The 18845-nt window shown below is 72.8% G+C and carries 13 protein-coding genes; 5 read left to right on the top strand and 8 right to left on the bottom strand.

Translation table 11 applies throughout. The features are described 5' to 3' along the window. Window positions 1–46 precede the first annotated feature (46 nt). Genes ACZ6I1_RS13615 through ACZ6I1_RS13595 form a run of 5 tightly spaced genes read right to left on the bottom strand, consistent with a single transcriptional unit; the run spans window position 47 to window position 7197 of the window. Window positions 47–1399 (bottom strand): lysine N(6)-hydroxylase/L-ornithine N(5)-oxygenase family protein, encoded by a 1353-nt coding sequence (locus tag ACZ6I1_RS13615; RefSeq protein WP_469286634.1) that lies wholly within the window; start codon window positions 1397–1399, stop codon window positions 47–49. Next, the gene (locus ACZ6I1_RS13610; protein WP_469286632.1) at window positions 1396–2004 is read right to left on the bottom strand and encodes a GNAT family N-acetyltransferase; all 609 of its coding nucleotides are present in this window, start codon (window positions 2002–2004) and stop codon (window positions 1396–1398) included. Before ACZ6I1_RS13610 ends, ACZ6I1_RS13615 begins: the two co-directional genes overlap by 4 nt. Beyond that, a complete protein-coding gene (locus tag ACZ6I1_RS13605; RefSeq protein WP_469286630.1) occupies window positions 2001–3836 on the bottom strand; it encodes an IucA/IucC family protein in 1836 nt (611 codons plus the stop codon). The genes ACZ6I1_RS13610 and ACZ6I1_RS13605 overlap by 4 nt, the downstream gene beginning before the upstream one ends. Then, a complete protein-coding gene (locus ACZ6I1_RS13600; protein ID WP_469286628.1) occupies window positions 3833–5374 on the bottom strand; it encodes a pyridoxal phosphate-dependent decarboxylase family protein in 1542 nt (513 codons plus the stop codon). The genes ACZ6I1_RS13605 and ACZ6I1_RS13600 overlap by 4 nt, the downstream gene beginning before the upstream one ends. Window positions 5375–5385: 11 nt before the next feature. Continuing rightward, entirely contained in the window at window positions 5386–7197 is a 1812-nt protein-coding gene (locus ACZ6I1_RS13595; protein WP_469286626.1) for an IucA/IucC family protein, read from the bottom strand. Between the two features lie 196 nt (window positions 7198–7393). Here ACZ6I1_RS13595 and ACZ6I1_RS13590 point away from each other — a divergent pair, with 196 nt between their 5' ends. After that, the gene (locus ACZ6I1_RS13590; protein ID WP_469286624.1) at window positions 7394–8956 is read left to right on the top strand and encodes an MFS transporter; all 1563 of its coding nucleotides are present in this window, start codon (window positions 7394–7396) and stop codon (window positions 8954–8956) included. Window positions 8957–8996: 40 nt separating this feature from the next. On the opposite strand, the gene ACZ6I1_RS13585 is transcribed toward ACZ6I1_RS13590, so the two are convergent. From ACZ6I1_RS13585 to ACZ6I1_RS13575, 3 genes are read right to left on the bottom strand one after another with little or no spacing between them, the layout of a single operon-like run. After that, entirely contained in the window at window positions 8997–11093 is a 2097-nt protein-coding gene (locus ACZ6I1_RS13585; RefSeq protein ID WP_469286622.1) for an iron ABC transporter permease, read from the bottom strand. Then, complete coding sequence (locus ACZ6I1_RS13580) at window positions 11093–12103, bottom strand: ABC transporter substrate-binding protein (RefSeq protein WP_469286620.1); 1011 nt, start codon at window positions 12101–12103, stop codon at window positions 11093–11095. Before ACZ6I1_RS13580 ends, ACZ6I1_RS13585 begins: the two co-directional genes overlap by 1 nt. 34 nt (window positions 12104–12137) lie before the next feature. Beyond that, window positions 12138–12968: an ABC transporter ATP-binding protein gene (locus ACZ6I1_RS13575; protein WP_469286617.1), complete on the bottom strand. Its 831-nt coding sequence runs from the start codon at window positions 12966–12968 to the stop codon at window positions 12138–12140. A gap of 468 nt (window positions 12969–13436) precedes the next feature. On the opposite strand from ACZ6I1_RS13575, the gene ACZ6I1_RS13570 reads away from it, so the two are divergent. The 4 genes from ACZ6I1_RS13570 (at window position 13437) to ACZ6I1_RS13555 (ending at window position 18818) form a co-directional block, all read left to right on the top strand. Beyond that, window positions 13437–14693 carry a Gfo/Idh/MocA family protein gene (locus ACZ6I1_RS13570; RefSeq protein WP_469286615.1) on the top strand — a complete coding sequence of 419 codons (1257 nt, stop codon included), beginning with the start codon at window positions 13437–13439 and terminating at the stop codon, window positions 14691–14693. A gap of 241 nt (window positions 14694–14934) precedes the next feature. Next, complete coding sequence (locus ACZ6I1_RS13565) at window positions 14935–17367, top strand: polysaccharide lyase 8 family protein (protein ID WP_469286613.1); 2433 nt, start codon at window positions 14935–14937, stop codon at window positions 17365–17367. 93 nt (window positions 17368–17460) lie between these two features. Then, on the top strand, window positions 17461–17631 hold the full coding sequence (rpmF, locus tag ACZ6I1_RS13560) for a 50S ribosomal protein L32 (RefSeq protein ID WP_469286611.1): 171 nt from the start codon (window positions 17461–17463) through the stop codon (window positions 17629–17631). Window positions 17632–17636: 5 nt separating this feature from the next. Further along, complete coding sequence (locus ACZ6I1_RS13555) at window positions 17637–18818, top strand: GTP-binding protein (protein WP_469286608.1); 1182 nt, start codon at window positions 17637–17639, stop codon at window positions 18816–18818. The last annotated feature ends 27 nt before the right edge of the window (window positions 18819–18845 follow it).

Below are 18845 nucleotides of genomic sequence, written 5' to 3'. Positions count from 1 at the left end.
CAGGCCGGGGCGGCCTGCGGGGCGGAGCGGCCTGCGGGGCGAGGTGTCACGAGGCGCGGCGCGGGGCTCCGAAGCTGGTGAAGGCGCTTCGTTTGGGCAGGCGGTAAACCTCCCGGCCGGTGATCGCGTTGAGGATCGCGGCGTTGCGCACCGCGCCGATGTCCAGGTTCGGTGAGGAGACGCCGTGGCTGTGGGTTTCGGCGTTGGCGACGAAGACCCGGCCGGTGATCCCTTCCGCGAGTTCGACCGAGTGGTCCAGGCGTACCCGGTGACGGCCCGCGCCGTCCCGCAGCAGCAGGTCCTCGATCGGTTTCAGGAAGGCCGGCGGGCGGTTGCGGTAGCCCGTCGCGGCCACCACCAGGTCGGTGGTGTGCTCGAAGCTCTGGCCGGTGTCCCGGTGCCGGCAGGTCAGCACCGCCCGCCCCGTGGCGTCCGTGGCCGCGGACTCCACCGTGACGCCGAACCGCAGTTCCGCCTCGGCCAGTCCGTGTTCCAGCTGGCGGCGGTAGAGCAGTTCGTGGATCTCCTCGAGGGTGTCGGTGGAGATCCCCTTGTAGAACTGCCACTGCTCGCGGGTCAGCCGGTCGCGCACCTCCTCGGGCAGGGAGTGGAAGTACTGCATGTACGCCGGAGTGGTCATCTCCAGCACCATCTTGGTGTAGTCGAGCGGGGCGAACGACGCGGTGCGGGTCAGCCAGCTCACCGCGGGCCCGCCCTCGAGGTTGCGGCCGAGCAGGTCGGCCGTCACCTCGGCCCCGGACTGGCCCGAGCCGATCACGGTGACCTTCCCGGCGGCGTCCACGTCGGAGGACCGGTAGAGGTAGTCGGCGGTGTGCAGCAGCCGCGAGGGGGGCAGCGCGGCGAGGGCGTCGGGGAGGTACGGGGCCGTGCCGATGCCCAGGACGAGGTTGCGGGCGTGCATCCGCAGCGGTGTGCCGTCGCCGCGTACGGCGTGCACGGTGAAGCGTTCGTGCGCCGCGTCCCAGTGGACCTCCTCGACACGGTGCGAGAAGTGCACCGAGGGGAGCTTCGCCGCGGCCCAGCGCAGGTATTCCTCGTACTCGCGGCGGGAGGGGAAGAAGTTCTCGCGCACGGTGAAGGTGTACAGCCGGTCCATGTCGTGGAGGTAGGTGAGGAACGACAGCGGATGGCCGGGCGCGACGAGGGTGACGAGGTCGGCGAGGAAGTTCACCTGCATGGAAGCGTTGCCGAACATCATCCCGCGGTGCCAGGTGAACTCGGGCTGCTCCTCCAGTACGACGAGGTCGAGGCCGTCCACGGTGGAGGCGAGGGCGGCCAGTCCGAGGTTGAAGGGGCCGCAGCCGACGGCCACCACGTCGTGTTCGCCGACGGATTCGCCGACGGGTTCGCCGACGGGTTCGCTGACGGGTTCGTTCATCGGGGCAGGTCCTCCTCGCGGCGCGGGTGGATGAGCAGGGCGGCGGTCTTGTCCGGGAAGACGACCTCGCCGGCCGGCTGGAATCCGGCGGCGGCGAACGCCCTGAGGGAGGCCGCGTTCTTGACGTCCGGCTCGGCGGCCACCCGGGTGCACAGGGGGTCGGCGGCCAGCAGGCCCTCGGCGAGGGCGCGCAGCAGGGTCCGGCCCAGGCCCTTGCCGGTGCGGCCCTCTTCGCCGATGGCGATGTGCAGGCCGAGGTCGCGGGGCAGGTGCGGGTAGTGACCGGCGAGGCGGTCGCGCATCACCCGGTAGACCTCGATGTACGCGAACGGCCTGCCGTCGAGGCCGATCAGGGCGGGCAGGACGGCGTCCCCGGCGAGGTGTCCCGCGATCTCCTCGGCCCAGCGCTCCCGGGGCCATGCCTGGTGCCAGAAGGCATCGATGTGCGGAGACTGCATCCACCCGTGCACGAGGTCCAGGTCGGGCCCTTCGGCCCGGGCGACGCGCGCCGACCAGGGACCGCTCAGCCGGGGCAGCGGGGGGCCCGGGACGGTGGTGGCGGCGCGCTGGGACGCGTCGTCGCGCAGCGGCTGCGCCGGGCTCATGCGGCGGCCTCCTGGAGGGGGTTGGGGGCGTCGAGGTAGACGGACTGGGCGTCGAGGGGGGCGAGGACCTCGTCGATCCCGTGCAGCCGGGTGAGCAGGTTGCCCTTGCAGGGCAGGGTGTCCGCCTCGAGCCAGCGGCGGGCGAGCCGGTCGCCGTCGGGGCCGGCCGCGGCGAGGGCGGGCAGGGCGGCGCGCAGCCGGGCCGCGAGTACGGCGAGCAGGTCGCGCTCGTCCGCGAGGCCGTCGACGGCGAGCCGGCCGACCACCGACAGGGCCTGGTTGCGCAGCAGGTAGTACGAGAGCCGGTCGTCGACGAGGGCGTCGTCGACCACGGCCAGCGTGGAGGAGCCGGAGCCGAGCCGCCCCAGCAGGCCGGGGAGGTACGAGGAGGCCAGGTAGTAGCCCTGGTTGTCGCGGAAGGTCCCGCCGGTGACCCGGCCCCGCTCGTCCAGCCGGACCAGGGTGTTCTGCTGGTGGGCTTCGAGGCCGATGCCGGTGGCGGCGTACAGGTGCAGCATCGGGACCAGCACCTTGTCGGTGTAGTCGGCCGTCCACTGCTCGGCGGCTCCGGCGCCGAGGCCCGCCACGAGGTCGCCGAGCGCGCTGCGGCCGAGGCCGGGGCGGGGGGCCACCAGACCCACCAGGCAGCGCAGGTCGGCGATGCCGGGAGGCACTTCGCGTACGGCGACGTCGAGGCCGGTGACCTCCGGGCCTTGGGGACGCCCGGGCTCGTCCACCGCGAGCCAGGCGGGATCGCGGGTGATGGCGAAGCCGGGGTGGGCCCGGAAGGTGGTGTCCGCGTACCCGGCGTCGAGGAGCCGGTTGATCTCCAGGCCGCGGCGCAGTTCCGTACGGGTGGACTCGCGGCGGGAGTTGGTCAGCCGCAGGCCGAGCGAGAGTTTCAGCATGACGTCGGCGTCCGGCCGGTACACGGTGCGCACGCTGGAGGTCGGCCACCACTCGGGGCCGAGCTCGCCGAGCGGTTCGAGTGCGCCGGAGTCGATCAGGGCGGCGATGCGCGGGCGGTGCAGCAGGTCGCGGGCCTGCCAGGGGTGTGCGGGGACGAGGACGCGGCCGTCGTGCAGCCGGCGTCCGGCGAGTTCGGCGAGCAGGGCGACGGTGTCCTGTCCGGCGAGGGACGGGGCCTTGTCCACGGCGTCGTGCGAGACCACCGACTCGTCGGCGGCGAACCAGTGCAGCCGGAAGGAGCCGCGCAGTTCGGGTGAGAAGGCGGCCGCGTCGTTCTCCGAGATGCCGTCGCGGCTCTTGGGCGCGGGGTGGTTCAAGTGGCCGAGGATCAGAGCTTGTTCGGCGTCGAGGAAGCCGTCCACCTCGGGCGGTGGCTGCGGGCGGGTCCGGCGGTCGGCGATGAAGGTGGCGACGCGGCGTACGGACTCGGCGGTGCGTTCCACCAGGTCGGCCACCTCGCCCGCCGGAACGCCGCCGGGGCGGCTGCCGCCGCGCACGGCGGCCTCGGTGGCGAGCAGAGCGACGGCGGTCACGGGGTCGGCGCTCGCGCCGAGCGGGCCGCCGGGCCCCTCCAGGCGGGCGGGGGCGAACCGGTGCAGGCCGGTCGGCGAGCGGTGGGTCACCTCGGTGACCAGGGCCAGGCCGGCGGTGGGGAGTTCGATCCGCAGCGGGCCGGGCGCGACGGGGGTGCCGGTCTCGAGCAGCCAGCAGCGCAACAGCGCCTCGATGTGGGCGTGTTCGGCGGCGCTGCGGGCGTCCGGTGCGTGCAGGGCGTCGTCGCCGGCGGCCGGACGGCCCGCGGCGGGGCCGGGGGCGGGCCTGGGTGCGGGCGTGGGGGCGGAAGCGGCGGCGGTGGTGCTCATGCGGCGCTCTCCTCTACGAGTCGTTCACAGGTGCGGCCGGCGTCGAGGACGAGGTCCACGAGGCCGTCGATGTCTTCCGGTGTGGCCGTCGGGTTGAGCAGGGTGAACTTCAGGCACACCCGTGCGGGGGAGCCGGCTCCGGCGGTGCGGACCTCCGTACGTCCGATGAGTGCGGTGCCCGACTCCAGGAGCTGCCTGCGCAGGGCGCCGTTGAGGCGGTCGGCGGTGCCCGGGTCGGCGCCGCGGTAGCGGAAGACCACGGTGGTCAGTGCGGCCGGGGAGACGAGTTCGAGTTCCGGTTCGGCGAGGATGCGGCGCTCGGCGTACCGGGCCAGGCGGTGGCAGGTGTCGACCATCCGGCCCATTCCGGTGTGGCCGTACGTCAGCAGGGTGGCGGCGGCCTTCACGGCGTCGGGGCGGCGGGTGGTCTGCAGGCTGCGGCCGAGCAGGCCGTCGTAGCCGGCTTCGGAGTCGTCGGCCGGGTTGAGGTAGGCGACCTCCCGGTCGAGCGCGGTGAAGGCGGTGGTGTCGGACACCAGGAGCACACTGGTGGCGGCGGGCTGCCAGCCGATCTTGTGCAGGTCGAGGGTGATGGAGTCGGCCAGTTCCAGCCCGGCGAGCCGGCCGGCGAGCTGCTCGGAGAACAGGGCGCCGAAGCCGTACGCGGCGTCCACGTGCATCCAGATGCCGTGCCCGGCTGCGATCTCGGCGATCTGCGGGAGCGGGTCGATGGAGCCGAAGTCGGTGGTTCCGGCGGTGGCGACGACGGCGAGCGGGGTCCGCCCGGGGCCGAGGCCGTCCAGGGCGGCGGTCAGGGCCTCCGGCCGCATCCGCCACCGCTCGTCGGTGGGCAGGAGGTGGACGGCCGACTCGCCCAGTCCGAGGGCGGCGCAGGCCCGTTGCACCGAGAAGTGGGCGAGTTCCGAGCAGAACACGACCGGTCCGGGCAGGGCGGCCACCCCGTCCTGGCGGGCGTCCACCCCGCGTCGCAGGGCCGCGGCGTCCCGGGCGAGCAGCAGGCCGAGCAGGTTGGACAGCGAGCCGCCGGGGGTCAGGACGCCGTCGGCGCGCTCTCCCAGTCCGGCCAGGCGGGTCAGTACGCCGATGAGCCAGCGTTCGACGGCCATGGCCGCGGGGCCGGAGTCGTAGGTGTCCAGCGAGGCGTTGGTCACGCTCGCCAGGGTGTCCGCGGCGACGGCGACGGCCAGGGGCGGGGGCTGGAGGTGGGCGGCGGCCCGGGGGTGGGACAGGTCGATGCCGTGTTCGATCAGCAGGGTGGCGAGCAGCTGGAGCGCGGCCTTGGCGCCGAGCCCCTCGACGGGGAGCCGGGCCGGTCCCAGGGCCTGGGCGGCCGACGCGAGGACGGTGGAGGGGGCGCCCGCCGGTAAGGGTCCCGCCGGGCGGCGGGCGTTCAGGGCGGCGTCGATGGCCTCGCCCACGGCGGCGGAGACCTCGGTGAGTCCCTCGGGGGACCCGGCCAGCGCGTTCGGCGGGAGGAGCGGCAATTCGGTGAGCGGTGCCTCGGTGAGTGGTGTCACGCCCTGCCTCCTCAGGCTTCTGCCAGCGGGTTGGGGTGAGTGCCGTTCGGATACAGCGCGTGCCGCAGGGCGCGGTCGCCGTACCGGGTGACGACGATCCGGTCGCGGTTCAGGCCGTAGCGGGGGATCTGGGGGGTGAGCAGGTCGTACTCGGCGAACCGTTCGGACAGTTCGGGGAAGCGGCGCTGGAAGTCGAGGATGGTCTGGCGGACCATGCGCCAGAACGTCTCCTCCGGGACGCCGAGCTGCTGCGCGCACAGCGGGGCGAGGTAGCGGAAGTGGCCGACGAAGACCTGGTCCATGACGTGCTGCTTGATGATCGAGGGGTGCTTGCGGGGCAGGACGTGGTCGTGGCCGTCGGGCTCCGGCCCGCGCTCGGGCACGTCCGTGAAGGACACGCACACGTCGTCGACGAAGTCCTTGAGGTACAGGCGGGCCGGTACGTCGTTCTCGTCGTAGCCGATCAGGGTGTTCTGGCCGTGCGGGTTGAAGGTGACCCCGTACCGGTACAGCACGTGCAGGATCGGGACGAGCAGCGTGTCGAAGAGCCGCCGCAGCCATTCCTGGGGCTCGAGGCCGGAGGCGCGGACGAGTTCGGCCGCGAACGCGGTGCCGGTGTGGTCGACGTGGAGCAGCGAGGCGAAGGTGCGCACCCGCTCGCCGGGGTCCTTGCGGGCGGTGACGGAGTCCCGCCAGATGCAGCCCAGGGTTTCCAGGTGCTGGTAGGGCGCGTCCTCCAGCTTGGAGAGGTAGGGGTGGCGGACGGTGACGGAGGCGACCTCGCCGAGGAACACGGTGCGGCACTCGTCGGTCAGGAAGGCGTCGCGCTCCACCAGTCCGCGCAGCCATTGGGTGACGACGGGCGCGCCCATGGTGCAGTGCGGCGGTATGCCCCTCCAGACGAGGGTGTTGAGGATCTTCAGGGGGAGTTTGACGTCGTAGCGGTCGGGGACGGTGACATTGGCCATCGTGCGGATGGACTGCCCGGGCAGGTACGCGTCCGGGCTGTCGCCCAGCGGGATGATGCGGCGCTGCGCCACGTCGGCGGCGTGCAGGGTCTGTACGGCGTGGTCCCACTGCCAGGGGTGCACGGGCATCCACACGTAGCCCTGCGGGTCGACTCCGGCCGCTTCCAGTACCTGGGTGAAGCGGTTGCGGGTGGACTCGTCCAACTCGCGTGCCAGGAGGTTCTGTTCGGACAGTTCCGAGGTGCCGCGGAATTCGGCGAGGCCGCGGTGCACGGCCACCCACTGGAGCCGGAGCGACTGGGCCGACTCGGGGGCGTAGTGCCGTACGTCGGTGGCCGAGAAGCCGATGCGGCCCTTGTTGGCGACGAGGAGGTTGTGCCCCGTCATCCGGCATTCCAGCTCCGTGTGGCCGAGGGCGCGCAGCTCGGCCACCGTCTCGCCGCCGTGCGTGATGCGTGCCGCGTCGACGGCGACGGTGGCGGACAGCTCGGTGAAGTAGGTGGCGATCGTCGACGCGTCGCTGCCTAAGGTCGTGGCCGCTTCGAGGAGGAACTGCTGGGCGTCCCAGGCGGGTTCGGCCACCGAGTTGCCGAGCATGCTGGTGGCGGTGCGGGTGATGGACCGCGGGTCGACCCGCAGCCATCCGAAGGCGCCGGGTTCGGCGTCGAAGGCGTAGGTGGTACCGCTGTCGAGGTCGACGCGGTAGCCGCCTTGGCCGGTTTCCGCCGCCTTGAGCATGTCCTCGAAGCACCACTCGCCCAACGCCTTGGCGAGAAGCCGGCGGTTGGCCTCGCGCCAGGCCGCAGGGGCCACTTCGGGGAGGGTGGGGACGGGATGGTCGGGGGGGATGGACATCAAACGGCTCCGTGGTCTCTGGATCGGCTCACCTGGGCAAGAGCGGCTCAGGCACAGGTCAGATTAGGTAAGGCTCACCTAAGCGGCAAGGCCACCTTCCGGCCATAGCGTCGATGTGACACACCATCAAGAGTTCTCTTAGGTTAGGCTAACCAAACCGTTATTCTTCCGGGATTCTTCTTCGAGGTGATCAGCGGTGCCCTCCTGCCGTCGCACTCCCCGATGGACCTTCGCCCTGGTCAGCGCCGGTGGCGTGGTGATGACCCTGGACGTGACCGTGGTCAATGTCGCCCTCTCGGACATCGCCCGGGACCTGGACGCCGGGCTCAGCCGGGTGCAGTGGACGGTGTCCGCGTACTCGCTGGCCTTCGGCGCCCTGCTCCTGACCGCGGGGGCGCTCTCCGACCGAGTGGGGCGGCGGACGGTGTTCACCGCCGGGATGGCGCTGTTCACCCTGGCATCCGCCGGCTGCGGACTGGCCCCCGACGCCGGCACCCTGATCGCGGCCCGTGCGGCCCAGGGGCTGGGTGGCGCCATGGTGTTCGCGCCGACGCTCGCCCTGCTGGCCGCCGCGTACGAGGGCGCCCGCCGTCAGGCGGCGATCGCCGCCTTCGCGGCCATCGCCTCCGCCGCCGGGGCGCTGGGGCCGGTGGTCGGCGGCGTCTTCGTCCAGGGACTCGGCTGGCGCTGGATCTTCCTCGTCAACGTGCCGATCGGCGTACTGGTCGTGGCCGGCGCCCTGGCCCGTATGCCGGAATCCGCCGCGCCGGCCGAAGGCCGCCGCCGCATCGATCCGCTGGGCGCGGCACTCGGCGTGGCCACCCTGCTGGCCCTGCACTATCCGCTGGTCACCGGCCCGGAGGCCGGCTGGACAGCGCCGGAGGTACTGGGCTCCGCCGTGCTCGGCATCCTGTTCGCGGTGGCCCTGGTGGTCAGCCAGCGGCGCGGCGGCGGTCTGATCGACATGGCTCTGCTGCGGATCCGCACCTTCTCCGGAGCCGCCGTCCTGGGGTTCTTGGCCCGGATGTCGAGCCTGGGCGTCCTCGCCTTCACCACGCTGTGGCTGCAGAGCACCCACGGGTTGTCGGCGCTCGACGTCGGCCTGTACCTGCTGCCGCTGACGGGCAGCCTGCTGGTGGCCGGCCTGTTCGTCGCGCGGCTGCAGCGGCTCTTCACCCCTGACGTCCTGGTCGCCGCGGGCTTCGCCCTCCAGGGGCTGGGCCTCCTCGCGCTCGCCGCGGCCGCGGGGGCGGACGCCGGGCAAGCCGCCACGGTCGCCGGGCTCGTGCTCCTCGGAGCGGGTGGCGCCGTCATCTTCCCCCCGTTGATGGGCGTGGCGGTGGGGGCGGTGCCCGCCGACCGGGCCGGGATGGCGTCGGGGCTGACGAACTCCTGCTACCCGCTCGGCACCGCGGCGGGCGTCGCCGTCTTCGGGGCGCTGTTCTCCGCCCGGATGGAGACGGGGCTGGGCAAGGGGCTGGGGAAGGGCCTGGAGTCCGGCCCGGAGGGCCTCGCGGCGACGCGGACGGCCGTGGAGACCGGGCGGCTCGAGCTCCTCGAGCCGGCGCTGCGGCCCCTCGCCCGGTCGGCCTTCTCGGGGGCCTTCAGCGCCGTCTGCCTGGCCTCGGCCCTCGTCTGCCTGCTGGGCGTGTTCGCCGCCCGCACGCTGAGGGCCGAGGCGCAGACCGCCGGCGGCGCCGCCGCGAAGCGCCGCCGCCGATCGTCGGTCGCGCAGACCTCTTTGAACCGGACCTCCTGACAAGATGTCCCGAGCAGACGTCCCGACCGGACGTCCCGCATCAGACCTCCTGGGTCCGGCGCAGCAGCCACACCAGGTACGGGGCACCGACCAGGGCGGTCACGATGCCCACCGGGATCTCGGTCGGGGCGAGCAGCCAGCGGCCCAGCGCGTCCGAGGCGACCACCAGCACCGCACCCAGCACCGCGGCCATGGGCACCATCCGCGCCGTGCCGTTGCCGACGATGCGCCGGGCCAGGTGCGGGGCGACCAGTCCGACGAAACCCACCGCTCCCACCGCCGCGGCCGTACCGGACGCCAGCACCGCGCCCGCGCCCAGGACGAGCAGCCGGGCCCGGCCCAGGTCCAGGCCGAGCGCGCGCGGAAGTTCGTCGCCCAGGGCGAGCAGGTTCACCGGACGCGCCGCGATCACCAGCCCCGTCGCGACCAGTGCGGGCAGCACGAGCCAGCCCAGTGCGGTGAGGTCCCGGGCGTAGGTACTGCCGGACAGCCAGCCCAGTGCGGCCGAGATGTTCATCTGCGCGCCGACCACCATGATGTTGACCAGGGCCATGGAGGTGGCGGCCGCGCCGAGGCCGACCAGCACCACCCGGGTCGGATCCAGCCCGGTACGACCGCCCTCCTTGCTCCCCCGGGCCACGAAGACCACGAGGGCGAGCATCAGCACGCCTCCGATGCCCGCGGCGGCCGGGAGCGCGGCGAGCGGCGCCGAGGGCACGAGGAGGATGACGAAGACGGCGCCGAGGGAGGCCCCGCCGGTCACGCCGACCAGCCCCGGTTCCGCGAGGGGGTTGCGGACGACCGCCTGCACGGCGGCGCCCGCCACGGCCAGGCAGGCCCCGGCCAGGGCGGCCACGAGGATCCGCGGCAGCCGGTACGACACCACCGCCTCGGTGATCTGCTCGGCCGACCCGAAGAGCGCCGCACCCAGCTGGCTCCAGCCGATGTGCACGTCGCCGACCCGCAGGGAGAGCACCATGGCGACGGCCAGTGCGAGGAGCCCGCCGCCGATGGCGAGGGTGTACGCGGGGGTCCGGCGGCCGTCCGAGACCGCGACCGCCGCACCCGTGTCGGCGTCGCCCGTGCTCACCCGGCGGGCGAGCAGCATGAAGACCGGGCCGCCGATCAGCGCGGTCACCACGCCGACCGGGATCTCGGAGGTGTACACGGCGGAGGGCGGCACGGCCAGCTGCGCGGCGGCGTCGGCCGCCAGCAGCACGGTGGCGGCCAGCACGGCCGCCATCGGGATGAGCAGCGCATGCTTGCGGATGCCCAACTGCCGGACCATGACGGGTGCGATGAGCCCGACGAAGCCGATCGGGCCGGCCAGCGACACCGCCGCGGCGGACAGCAGGACGGCGATCAGGAAGGCGGCGGGACGGATCCGCTCCACGCGGACGCCCATCGCCTCGGCCGTCTCGTCTCCGAGGGCCAGCAGGTCCAGCGGCCGCGCCAGCAGCGGCGCGGCCAGCGCGCCGAGCGCGACGACCGCACCGAGCGTGAGGGGGCGTTCCAGCCCGGACTGCATCAGGGTGCCGTTGCCCCAGAAGAACAGTCCCCGGGTGGCCTGGAGGTCGAGCATCTGCAGGAACTCGGCGGCCGCGGTGCCCGCGAGGGCGACGGTCGCCCCGGCGAGCAGGACCCGGCCGGGGGTGAGGACGCCCCTGCTGCTGAGCAGGTAGACGAGGGCGATGGCGAGCACGCCGCCGAGGAAGGCCGCGCCCCCGGCGGGCAGCGGCCCCAGGCTCACGCCGGTGAACGCCACCAGCACCACGGCGAAGTAGGCGCCGGCGTTGACGCCCAGGGTGTCGGGGGCGGCCAGCGGGTTGCGGGTGGCGCCCTGGACGAGGACGCCGGAGACACCGAGGGCGACGCCGACGACCAGGCCGGTCAGGGTGCGCGGCAGCCGGCTGCCGACCAGGACGTCCCGGGTGTGCGGATCCCCGTGTCCGGCGAGCATCGCCGCGAAGTCGCCGATGTCCACGCCGGAGGCGCCGAGGCCGAGGTGGACCACGGTGACCAGGCACAGGGTGAGGGCGAGGGCGCCGCCCACGAGCAGGGCTCGTCGGCGGTCGCCGGACAGCCGGCCGGGTAAACGGCCGGACTGCCGGGCGGGCAGGAGGGCGGAGAGCGTCATCAGACCTTCAGGGCCTTGCCGGTCTCGTCGAGGATGTGCAGCGCCGACAGCGGGCCGCCGAAGAGCCAGGTGCCGGGGTCGAGCGGGACGACCCGGTCGTTCTTCACGAACTCCAGCCCCTTCCACACCGCGTTGGAGGCGAGGTCGCCGGTGAACGGGTTGTCCTTCGCGCTGGCGACGTAGAGGAAGGTCGCGTCCGGCTCGGTCTTGGTCAGGCCCTCGACGCCGACCGTGGTCATGCCCCAGGCGTCGGGTTCGCCCTTCCAGCCGTTCTTCAGCCCCGCGAGGTTCAGCACCTGGGGGGCGATGGCGTCGTCGGTCAGCATCCGTACCGACGCGGTGCCGTTGGCGGTGAAGCCCTGTGCGACGGCGTACTTCAGGCCGCTCTTGCCCGCTTTGTCGAGGCGCCCCTTGAGGTCGGCGGCCCTGGTGTCGATCTGCCGGTTGACCTCGATCGCCTTGTCCTGCTTGCCGACCGCCTTCGCGAGCTCGGTGAAGTTCTTCTTCATCGTCTCGAGTTGGGGCTTGGTGGTGTACTTGAACGACACGACGGGGGCGATGCCCTGAAGCGCCTTGAGGTTGGCCTTCGACCGGTCGTCGTCGATCACGATGAGGTCGGGCTGCAGGGCGCGGATCTTCTCCAGGCTCGGCTCGTTGCGGCTGCCGACGTCCGTGGTGCCTTCCGCGAGAGCGGCGCCCTTCGCGGTGATCCAGGTGCCGTACCCCTTGTTGTCGGCGTTGCCCACCGGGGTGACGCCGAGCGCGACCAGTTCCTCGGTGTACGTCCACTCCAGCGTCACCACCTTGACCGCGGGCTTGTCCAGGGTGATCTGCCCCTGTGCGGTGTCCACGGTGATCTTGCCGGTCGCGCCCTTGTCCGCGGCCGGCTTGTCGGCGGCGGGCTTGCCGCCCGCCGCGTCCCCGGCGGTTCCGGAACCGCAGCCTACGACGGACAGGGCGAGGGCCGCGGCGGTACCGGTCGTCGCGAGGGCGCGCAGAATCCTCTGCATGGCGAACTCTCCTTGTGTGCGGGGTGGTTCCGGTTCAGGAAGTGGCGGAGGACTCGGCGGCCGCGGCGGCCTCGTCCGAGCGCCGGGGGAAACAGGCGAGGTATCCGCTGAGCGGATCGCGTACGACGGTGACCTGCAGGCCGAAGGCGTCGTGGATGACGTCCGGGGACAGCACCTCGTCGGGTGCCCCGGAGGCCGCGACGGCGCCGTCGGCCACGACGACCACCTCATCGGCGTACGCGGCCGCCTGCATCAGGTCGTGCAGCACCACGCCGCAGGCGATGCCGTGCTCGCGGGCCAGCCGGCGCACGACGTCGAGGACCTCGAACTGGTGGCGCATGTCGAGGTAGGTGGTGGGCTCGTCCAGCAGCAGGACACCGGCCCGCTGTGCCAGGACCATGGCCAGCCAGGCCCGTTGGCGTTCGCCGCCGGACAGCTCGTCGAGGCGGCGGTCCACCAGCGGAGCCGCGTCGGTGACCTCGAGGGCCCACTCGATGGATTCGGTGTCCTCACCGGTGTGCCGGGCGAGCGCGCCCCGATGGGCGTACCGGCCGTGCCGTACGAGCTCGCGTACCGTCACCCCGGCGGGGGCGTGCGAGGTCTGGGGAAGGAACGCCAGACGCTGGGACAGCGCACGACGGGCCAGCGAACGGAGCGGCACGCCGTCGATGCGCACCTCACCGCCGAGGGGCGGGAGGAGACCTGCCACGGTCCGCAACAGGGTGGACTTGCCACAGCCGTTGGGACCGACCAATACGGTGATCGCGCCGGCCCGCAGCGACAGATCCACCTGTTTCAGCACCGGGCGACCCGCATGCCCGACGTCGAGAGCGTCCGCCACCAGACGGACGTCACCTAAGGACACCAGTTGCCTCCCCATCGCCGGCTTGTCGGCGTCACCCTACAACTTAGGTAAGGCACACCTAAAGCATCGTCCAGGGTTCGTGCGCCTTGTGATCAGGTCGAGATGGTTCACACCACCGCGCGCCCCCCGTTTCACATACGCTCCCCCTTGTGAAGCCGGACCTGATGATCCGTCAACTGCTGGAGCGGGTCCGGCGGGTCAGCGGAAGGGTGCCGTGGGGCCGGGGGCCTAGGCGTCTTGTGCCCGGCGATCCGCGCTCGCCAGTGCCGCGTCGGGCCATGTTTGCCCGTCAAGGAGCGGCGTCCGGTGCGTGCTCTCGGTGCGCCGGCCGGAAGCCTGCGTACTGGAGTACTTGGCTTTCGGCCGGTGCGGCGAGAGTGCGTGCCGGGCGTCGCGACGGGGCAGACATTGCCTGACGCGGCGCCGGCCTCGCGCCCCAGACCTCCTCTACGCAGGGAAAGCGGACGGATGCCCTCCCGAGTCACTCTTGCCGTCGTCGGTGCCGGGGACCGCGGAACCCGGCACGCCGCCTGGGCCCTCGCCCATCCGGAGCGGGCCCGGGTCGTCGCGGCGGCCGAGCCGCTCGAGCTCCGGCGCAACCGGCTCGCGTCCGCTCACGGCCTGGACGCCGGTGCGGCGGTGGCGGACTGGAGGGCGCTGGCCGCCCGCGGCCGCGTCGCGGACGCGGTACTGGTGTGCACGCTGGACCGCGACCACCTGGAGCCGGTCCTGGCGTTCGCCGCACTCGGCTACCACATCCTGCTCGAGAAGCCGATGGCGCTGACCGAGGAGGAATGCCGGCGCATCGTGGCCGCCGTCGAGGGGGCCGGGGTGATCCTCTCCGTCGGCCACGTCCTGCGGTACACGCCCTATACGCGGGCCCTGAAACGCGTCCTCGACTCCGGCCGGATCGGAGACGTCGTCAGCGTCCAGCACCTCGAGCCGGTCGGCTTCTGGCACCAGGCCCACTCCTTCGTGCGGGGCAACTGGCGCCGCGAGGACGAGGCCACCACCATGCTGATGGCGAAGTCCTGCCACGACCTGGACTGGCTGCAGTACGTGCTCGGCCGGCCGCCCGTACGCGTCTCCAGCTTCGGACGCCTCTCCCACTTCCGGCGCGAGGCCAGGCCCGCGGGCGCCGCCGACCGGTGTCTGGACTGCTCCGTGGAGAACACCTGCCCCTACTCCGCGATCCGCGACTACGGCGACCGGCTCGCCGGAGGCCGGCACGGCTGGCCTCTGAGCGTGGTGATCGACGAGTTCACCCCGCACGCCCTGGAGACCGCGCTGCGCGAAGGACCGTACGGCCGCTGCGTGTACGCCTGCGACAACGACGTGGTCGACCACCAGGTGGTCGCCATGGAGTTCGACTCGGGGGCCACGGCCACCTTCACCATGACCGCCTTCACCGAGCACGCGGACCGCCAGACCCGGATCTTCGGGACGCGCGGCGAGCTGAGGGGCGACGGCAGGCAGCTGCGGCTCTACGACTTCCTGACCCGCAGGGAGGAAGTCATCGACTTCGTCCCCGCAGGAGCGGTGGACGCCGCCGGCGGTCACGGGGGCGGCGACGCGGGCCTGATGGACGCCTTCGTCTCCGCCGTCGCGACCGGCGACCCCGGCCTGGTGAAGTCCGGCCCGTACGAGTCCCTCACCAGCCATCTGACCGTGCTGGCCGCCGAACGCGCCCGGCGGGACGGCACCGTCGTGGACATCCGGATCTGAGCGTTGAGATCGATCGATCCATACGATCGCCCAGTCGCGTGAACGACCCATCTTTGCGCACCTCTTGAACGCTATTTCGCGCGCGTGCTACAAACCGGTCAGCGGGCGCCCCCTCCCACCCCGCTCCCCCGCGCGTCACCGCCTCACCGCCGAGCGGTCGCCTCCTGCTGCGCGCAGACGTGCGCACGGCGCGGCCGCCCGCCCTCCCGCGAGCCGGCCGCGCTCCACCTCTGGAGGCTCCATGTCCACCCCATGGTCCCGCCGTTCCTTCCTCCTCGCCGGCATCTCCTCGGCCGGCGTCCTCGCGTCGACCGGGACCCCGGCCGCGTACGAGGCCTCCGCCGCATCCACCGCATCCGCCGCGTACGACGCATCCGACGCGTCCGACGAGTACGACGCCCTGCGCCTCACGTGGCGCGGGCTGCTGCTGGGCGGCGGATTCGACCCGGCGGCCGAGCCCTTCGCCGGGAAACTGGCCCTGCTCGGCTCGCAGGCCGCCGAACACCGCTCGACCATGGCCGCCGTCAGCGGCTCGCTCTGGCCGGACCTCCCGCTGACCGTCTCGAGCTCCATCACCGGCAGTTACGCCCGGCTGGCCACCATGGCCCAGGCCTACTCCCAGCCGGGCACCGGCCTGACCGGCAGCGCCGCGCTCCTCGACCGGATCACGACCGGTCTCGACCACCTCTACCAGCAGGCCTACAACCCGGCGAAGAGCCCGTTCGGCAACTGGTGGGACTTTCAGATCGGCTCCCCCCAGCTCCTGCTGGACATCAGCGTGCTCCTGCACGACCGGCTCGGCCCGGGCCGGCTCGCCGACCACCTCGCGGCCGTCGACCGGTTCGTCCCCGACTCCTCGGTGGGCAGTTACACCGGCACCAGCACCGGCGCCAACCGGGTGGACCTGTGCCGCTCGCTGGCCCTGCGCGGCATCCTCGGCAGGAACGCGGCCAAGATCGCGCTGGCCCGCGACGCCCTCTCCCCCGTGTTCCCCCTCGTCAGGACCGGAGACGGCTTCTACGCCGACGGCTCCTTCGTCCAGCACACCCACCTCTCCTACACCGGCTCCTACGGTGCGGTGCTGCTCGGCGGCCTGGCCGGTCTCTTCTCCCTGCTCAGCGGCTCGACATGGGCGGTCACCGACCCGCAGCGGCAGCTGGTCCTGGACTCGGTGGAGAAGTCCTACGCGCCGTTCCTCTACAACGGCCTGATGATGGACGCGGTGTCCGGGCGGTCCACCAGCCGGGGCAACCCGAGGGTCACCTCGTACGGTGTCCAGGGCGGCGATCACGGCCGCGGCCACGGTGTGCTCGCCTCGATCGCCCTGCTGGGCAGCGCCGCGAGCAGCGCGGAGAACCAGCGCTGGCGCGGACTGGTGAAGGGCTGGATGCAGCGGGACTACTACAGCCCCGTGCTCGGCGACACCGATCTGAGCGTCGCGGCGCTGGCCCGGCTGAAGGCCGTGCAGGACGACAACGCCGTCACCGCCCTGGCCGAGCCCACCGGGCACCGGCTGTTCCCGAGCATGGACCGGGCCGTCCACCGCCGGCCCGGCTGGGCCGCTTCGATCAGCATGGCCTCGAAGCGGATGGGCCTGTACGAGACGGGCAACGGGGAGAACCTGCGCGGCTGGCACGCCGGGGCCGGGATGCTCCAGTGGTGGGGGGACACGTACGGCAACGGCCAGTACACCGACGCCTTCTGGCCGACGGTGGACCCGTACCGGCTGCCGGGGACCACCGTCTCCCGGAAGGTGCTCGCCGATGCCGAGGGCGGCGCCTGGGGACTGCCGAGGCCGGACGTCCACTGGGTCGGCGGGGCCACGGACGGGGAGTTCGCCTCGCTGGGCCAGTTCGTCCGCGGCCTGTCCAGCACGCTGTACGCCAAGAAGTCCTGGTTCTGCCTGGCCGATTCGATCGTCTGCCTGGCGGGCGCCGTGCGGAGCACCGACGGCGCCGCGGTCGAGACCGTGGTCGAGAACCGCAACCTCGGGGCCACCGGTACGCAGGCCCTCACGGTGAACGGCGCCGCCCAGTCCACCGCCCTGGGCTGGTCGGCCACGTTCGCCGGCGCCGGCTGGGCGCACATAGCGGGACACGGCGGGTACCTGTTCCCCGGTGGGGCCACGGTCAGGGCGCGGCGCGAGGCCCGTACCGGTTCGTGGCGCGACATCAACACCGGTGGCACCACGGACCCGATCACCCGCCGGTACGTGACCCTCTGGTTCGACCACGGCGTCGACCCGTCGGGCGCCGCCTGCTCCTACGTCCTGATGCCCGGCGCGGGTACGGCCGCCACCGCCGCCCGGGCCGCGGATCCCGGCTGGCTGGCGGTCCTGGCCAACGACAACGACCAGCAGGGCGTCAGGATCGCCCCGCTCGGCATCACCGCCGTCAACTTCTGGTTCGCCGGGACGGTCGGCCCGCTCAGCGCGGACAAACCCGCCTGCGTCCTGGTACGGGAGCTCGGCGACGGCACGGCCACCGTCTGCGTCTCGGACCCGATGCGCATGCAGACGGGCCTCACCGTCAGGTGGAACCGTCCGGTGGCGTCCGTGCTCTCCAAGCCGGCCACGGTCACCTCGGCCACCACCGGCTCCTCGCTCGTCCTCACCTTCGCGGACCTCACCGGCCAGGCGGGAGCCACCCAGAAGACCACCGTCCGGCTCGGCTGAGAAGGCCCGTGACGGGGACCCCTGGCTTGATAATGGGATCCATTTTCATATAGCGTCCGACGGAGTCGCTCTCCCTCACCCCCGGAGGTCCCCATGGCCGTTCCCAAGCGGAAGATGTCCCGCAGCAACACCCGCCACCGCCGCGCCCAGTGGAAGGCCACCACCCCGCAGCTGGCTCCCGTCACCATCGACGGCACCGTCCACCTCGTGCCGCAGCGCCTGGCGCAGGCCTACCGGCGCGGCCTGCTGCGCCCCGAGGGGTGACCGCCGTGGCGCACGACCGGCTGCCCGTCACCGTCCTGTCCGGCTTCCTCGGCGCGGGCAAGACCACCCTGCTCCATCACGTCCTGGGCAACCGCGAGGGCCTGCGCGTCGCGGTCATCGTCAACGACATGAGCGAGGTCAACATCGACGCCGCCCTCGTGCGGGGCGGCGGGGCCGCCCTGTCCCGCACCGAGGAACGCCTGGTCGAGATGACCAACGGGTGCATCTGCTGCACCCTGCGCGACGACCTGCTGGAGGAGGTCGGCCGGCTCGCCCGCGAGGGCCGCTTCGACTACCTGCTCATCGAGTCCAGCGGCATCTCGGAGCCGATGCCCGTGGCGGCCACGTTCGCCTTCCCCGGGGACGACGGCACCACCCTCGGCGACCTCGCCCGGCTCGACACCATGGTGACCGTCGTCGACGCGGCGAACTTCCTGCCGGAACTCGCCGGCGGCGACGGCCTCGCCGAGCGCGGACTCGCCCCGTACGAGGACGACGAGCGCACCGTCAGCGATCTGCTGGTGGACCAGATCGAGTTCGCCGACGTGATCGTGCTCAACAAGCTCGACCTCGTGGACGCACGGAGCGCCGACCGCCTCCGGGCCGCCCTCACCCGCCTCAACCCCGTCGCCGCGATCGTGCCCGCCACCCGCGGCCGAGTGGAGCTCCGCGAGGTCCTCGGGACCGGCCTGTTCGACCTGGAGCGCGCCGAGCAGGCCCCGGGCTGGGTGCGGGAGCTCAATGGCGACCACGTGCCGGAGACCGAGGAGTACGGCATCTCCTCGACCGTCTTCCGCTCCGCGCTGCCCTTCCACCCCGGGCGGCTGTGGAACTTCGTCACCAAGGGGCTCGACAGCGGAACGTACGGGCGGATCCTGCGCTCCAAGGGCTTCTTCTGGCTGGCCAGCCGCCCGCACGTGACCGGCCTGTGGTCGCAGGCCGGCTCGGTGGCCCGTTTCGAACCCTCCGGCGCCCGCGACGCGGACACCGCCCAGGGCCAGGAACTGGTCTTCATCGGAACCGGATTGCGCCCCGAGGCCCTGCAAGCCGCCCTGGCCGGCTGCCTGATGGCCGACGGCGAACCCCTCCCGCCGGGCGACCCGTTCCCGGCCTGGGACACTCACGCGATCGACGACGCCTGCGAGCACGAGCACGAGCACCTGCAACCGATGCCGCAGCAGGCCTAGGGTCTGCCGCGAACGCGCAGTGACGCA

The sequence above is a fragment of the Streptomyces sp. NPDC046303 genome, assembly GCF_055588085.1.
The sequence above is the reverse complement of the archived record's forward strand: the minus strand, read 5'-3'. Positions and strand labels throughout refer to the sequence as shown.

Bases quoted from the DNA above. Each gene is read 5' to 3' on its own strand.
- ACZ6I1_RS13615 (WP_469286634.1), bottom strand. From the start codon at position 1,399: ATGAACGAACCCGTCAGCGAACCCGTCGGCGAACCCGTCGGCGAATCC.
- ACZ6I1_RS13580 (WP_469286620.1), bottom strand. From the start codon at position 12,103: ATGCAGAGGATTCTGCGCGCCCTCGCGACGACCGGTACCGCCGCGGCC.
- rpmF (WP_469286611.1), top strand. From the start codon at position 17,461: ATGGCCGTTCCCAAGCGGAAGATGTCCCGCAGCAACACCCGCCACCGC.
- ACZ6I1_RS13585 (WP_469286622.1), bottom strand. From the start codon at position 11,093: ATGACGCTCTCCGCCCTCCTGCCCGCCCGGCAGTCCGGCCGTTTACCC.
- ACZ6I1_RS13610 (WP_469286632.1), bottom strand. From the start codon at position 2,004: ATGAGCCCGGCGCAGCCGCTGCGCGACGACGCGTCCCAGCGCGCCGCC.
- ACZ6I1_RS13570 (WP_469286615.1), top strand. From the start codon at position 13,437: ATGCCCTCCCGAGTCACTCTTGCCGTCGTCGGTGCCGGGGACCGCGGA.
- ACZ6I1_RS13605 (WP_469286630.1), bottom strand. From the start codon at position 3,836: ATGAGCACCACCGCCGCCGCTTCCGCCCCCACGCCCGCACCCAGGCCC.
- ACZ6I1_RS13595 (WP_469286626.1), bottom strand. From the start codon at position 7,197: ATGTCCATCCCCCCCGACCATCCCGTCCCCACCCTCCCCGAAGTGGCC.
- ACZ6I1_RS13565 (WP_469286613.1), top strand. From the start codon at position 14,935: ATGTCCACCCCATGGTCCCGCCGTTCCTTCCTCCTCGCCGGCATCTCC.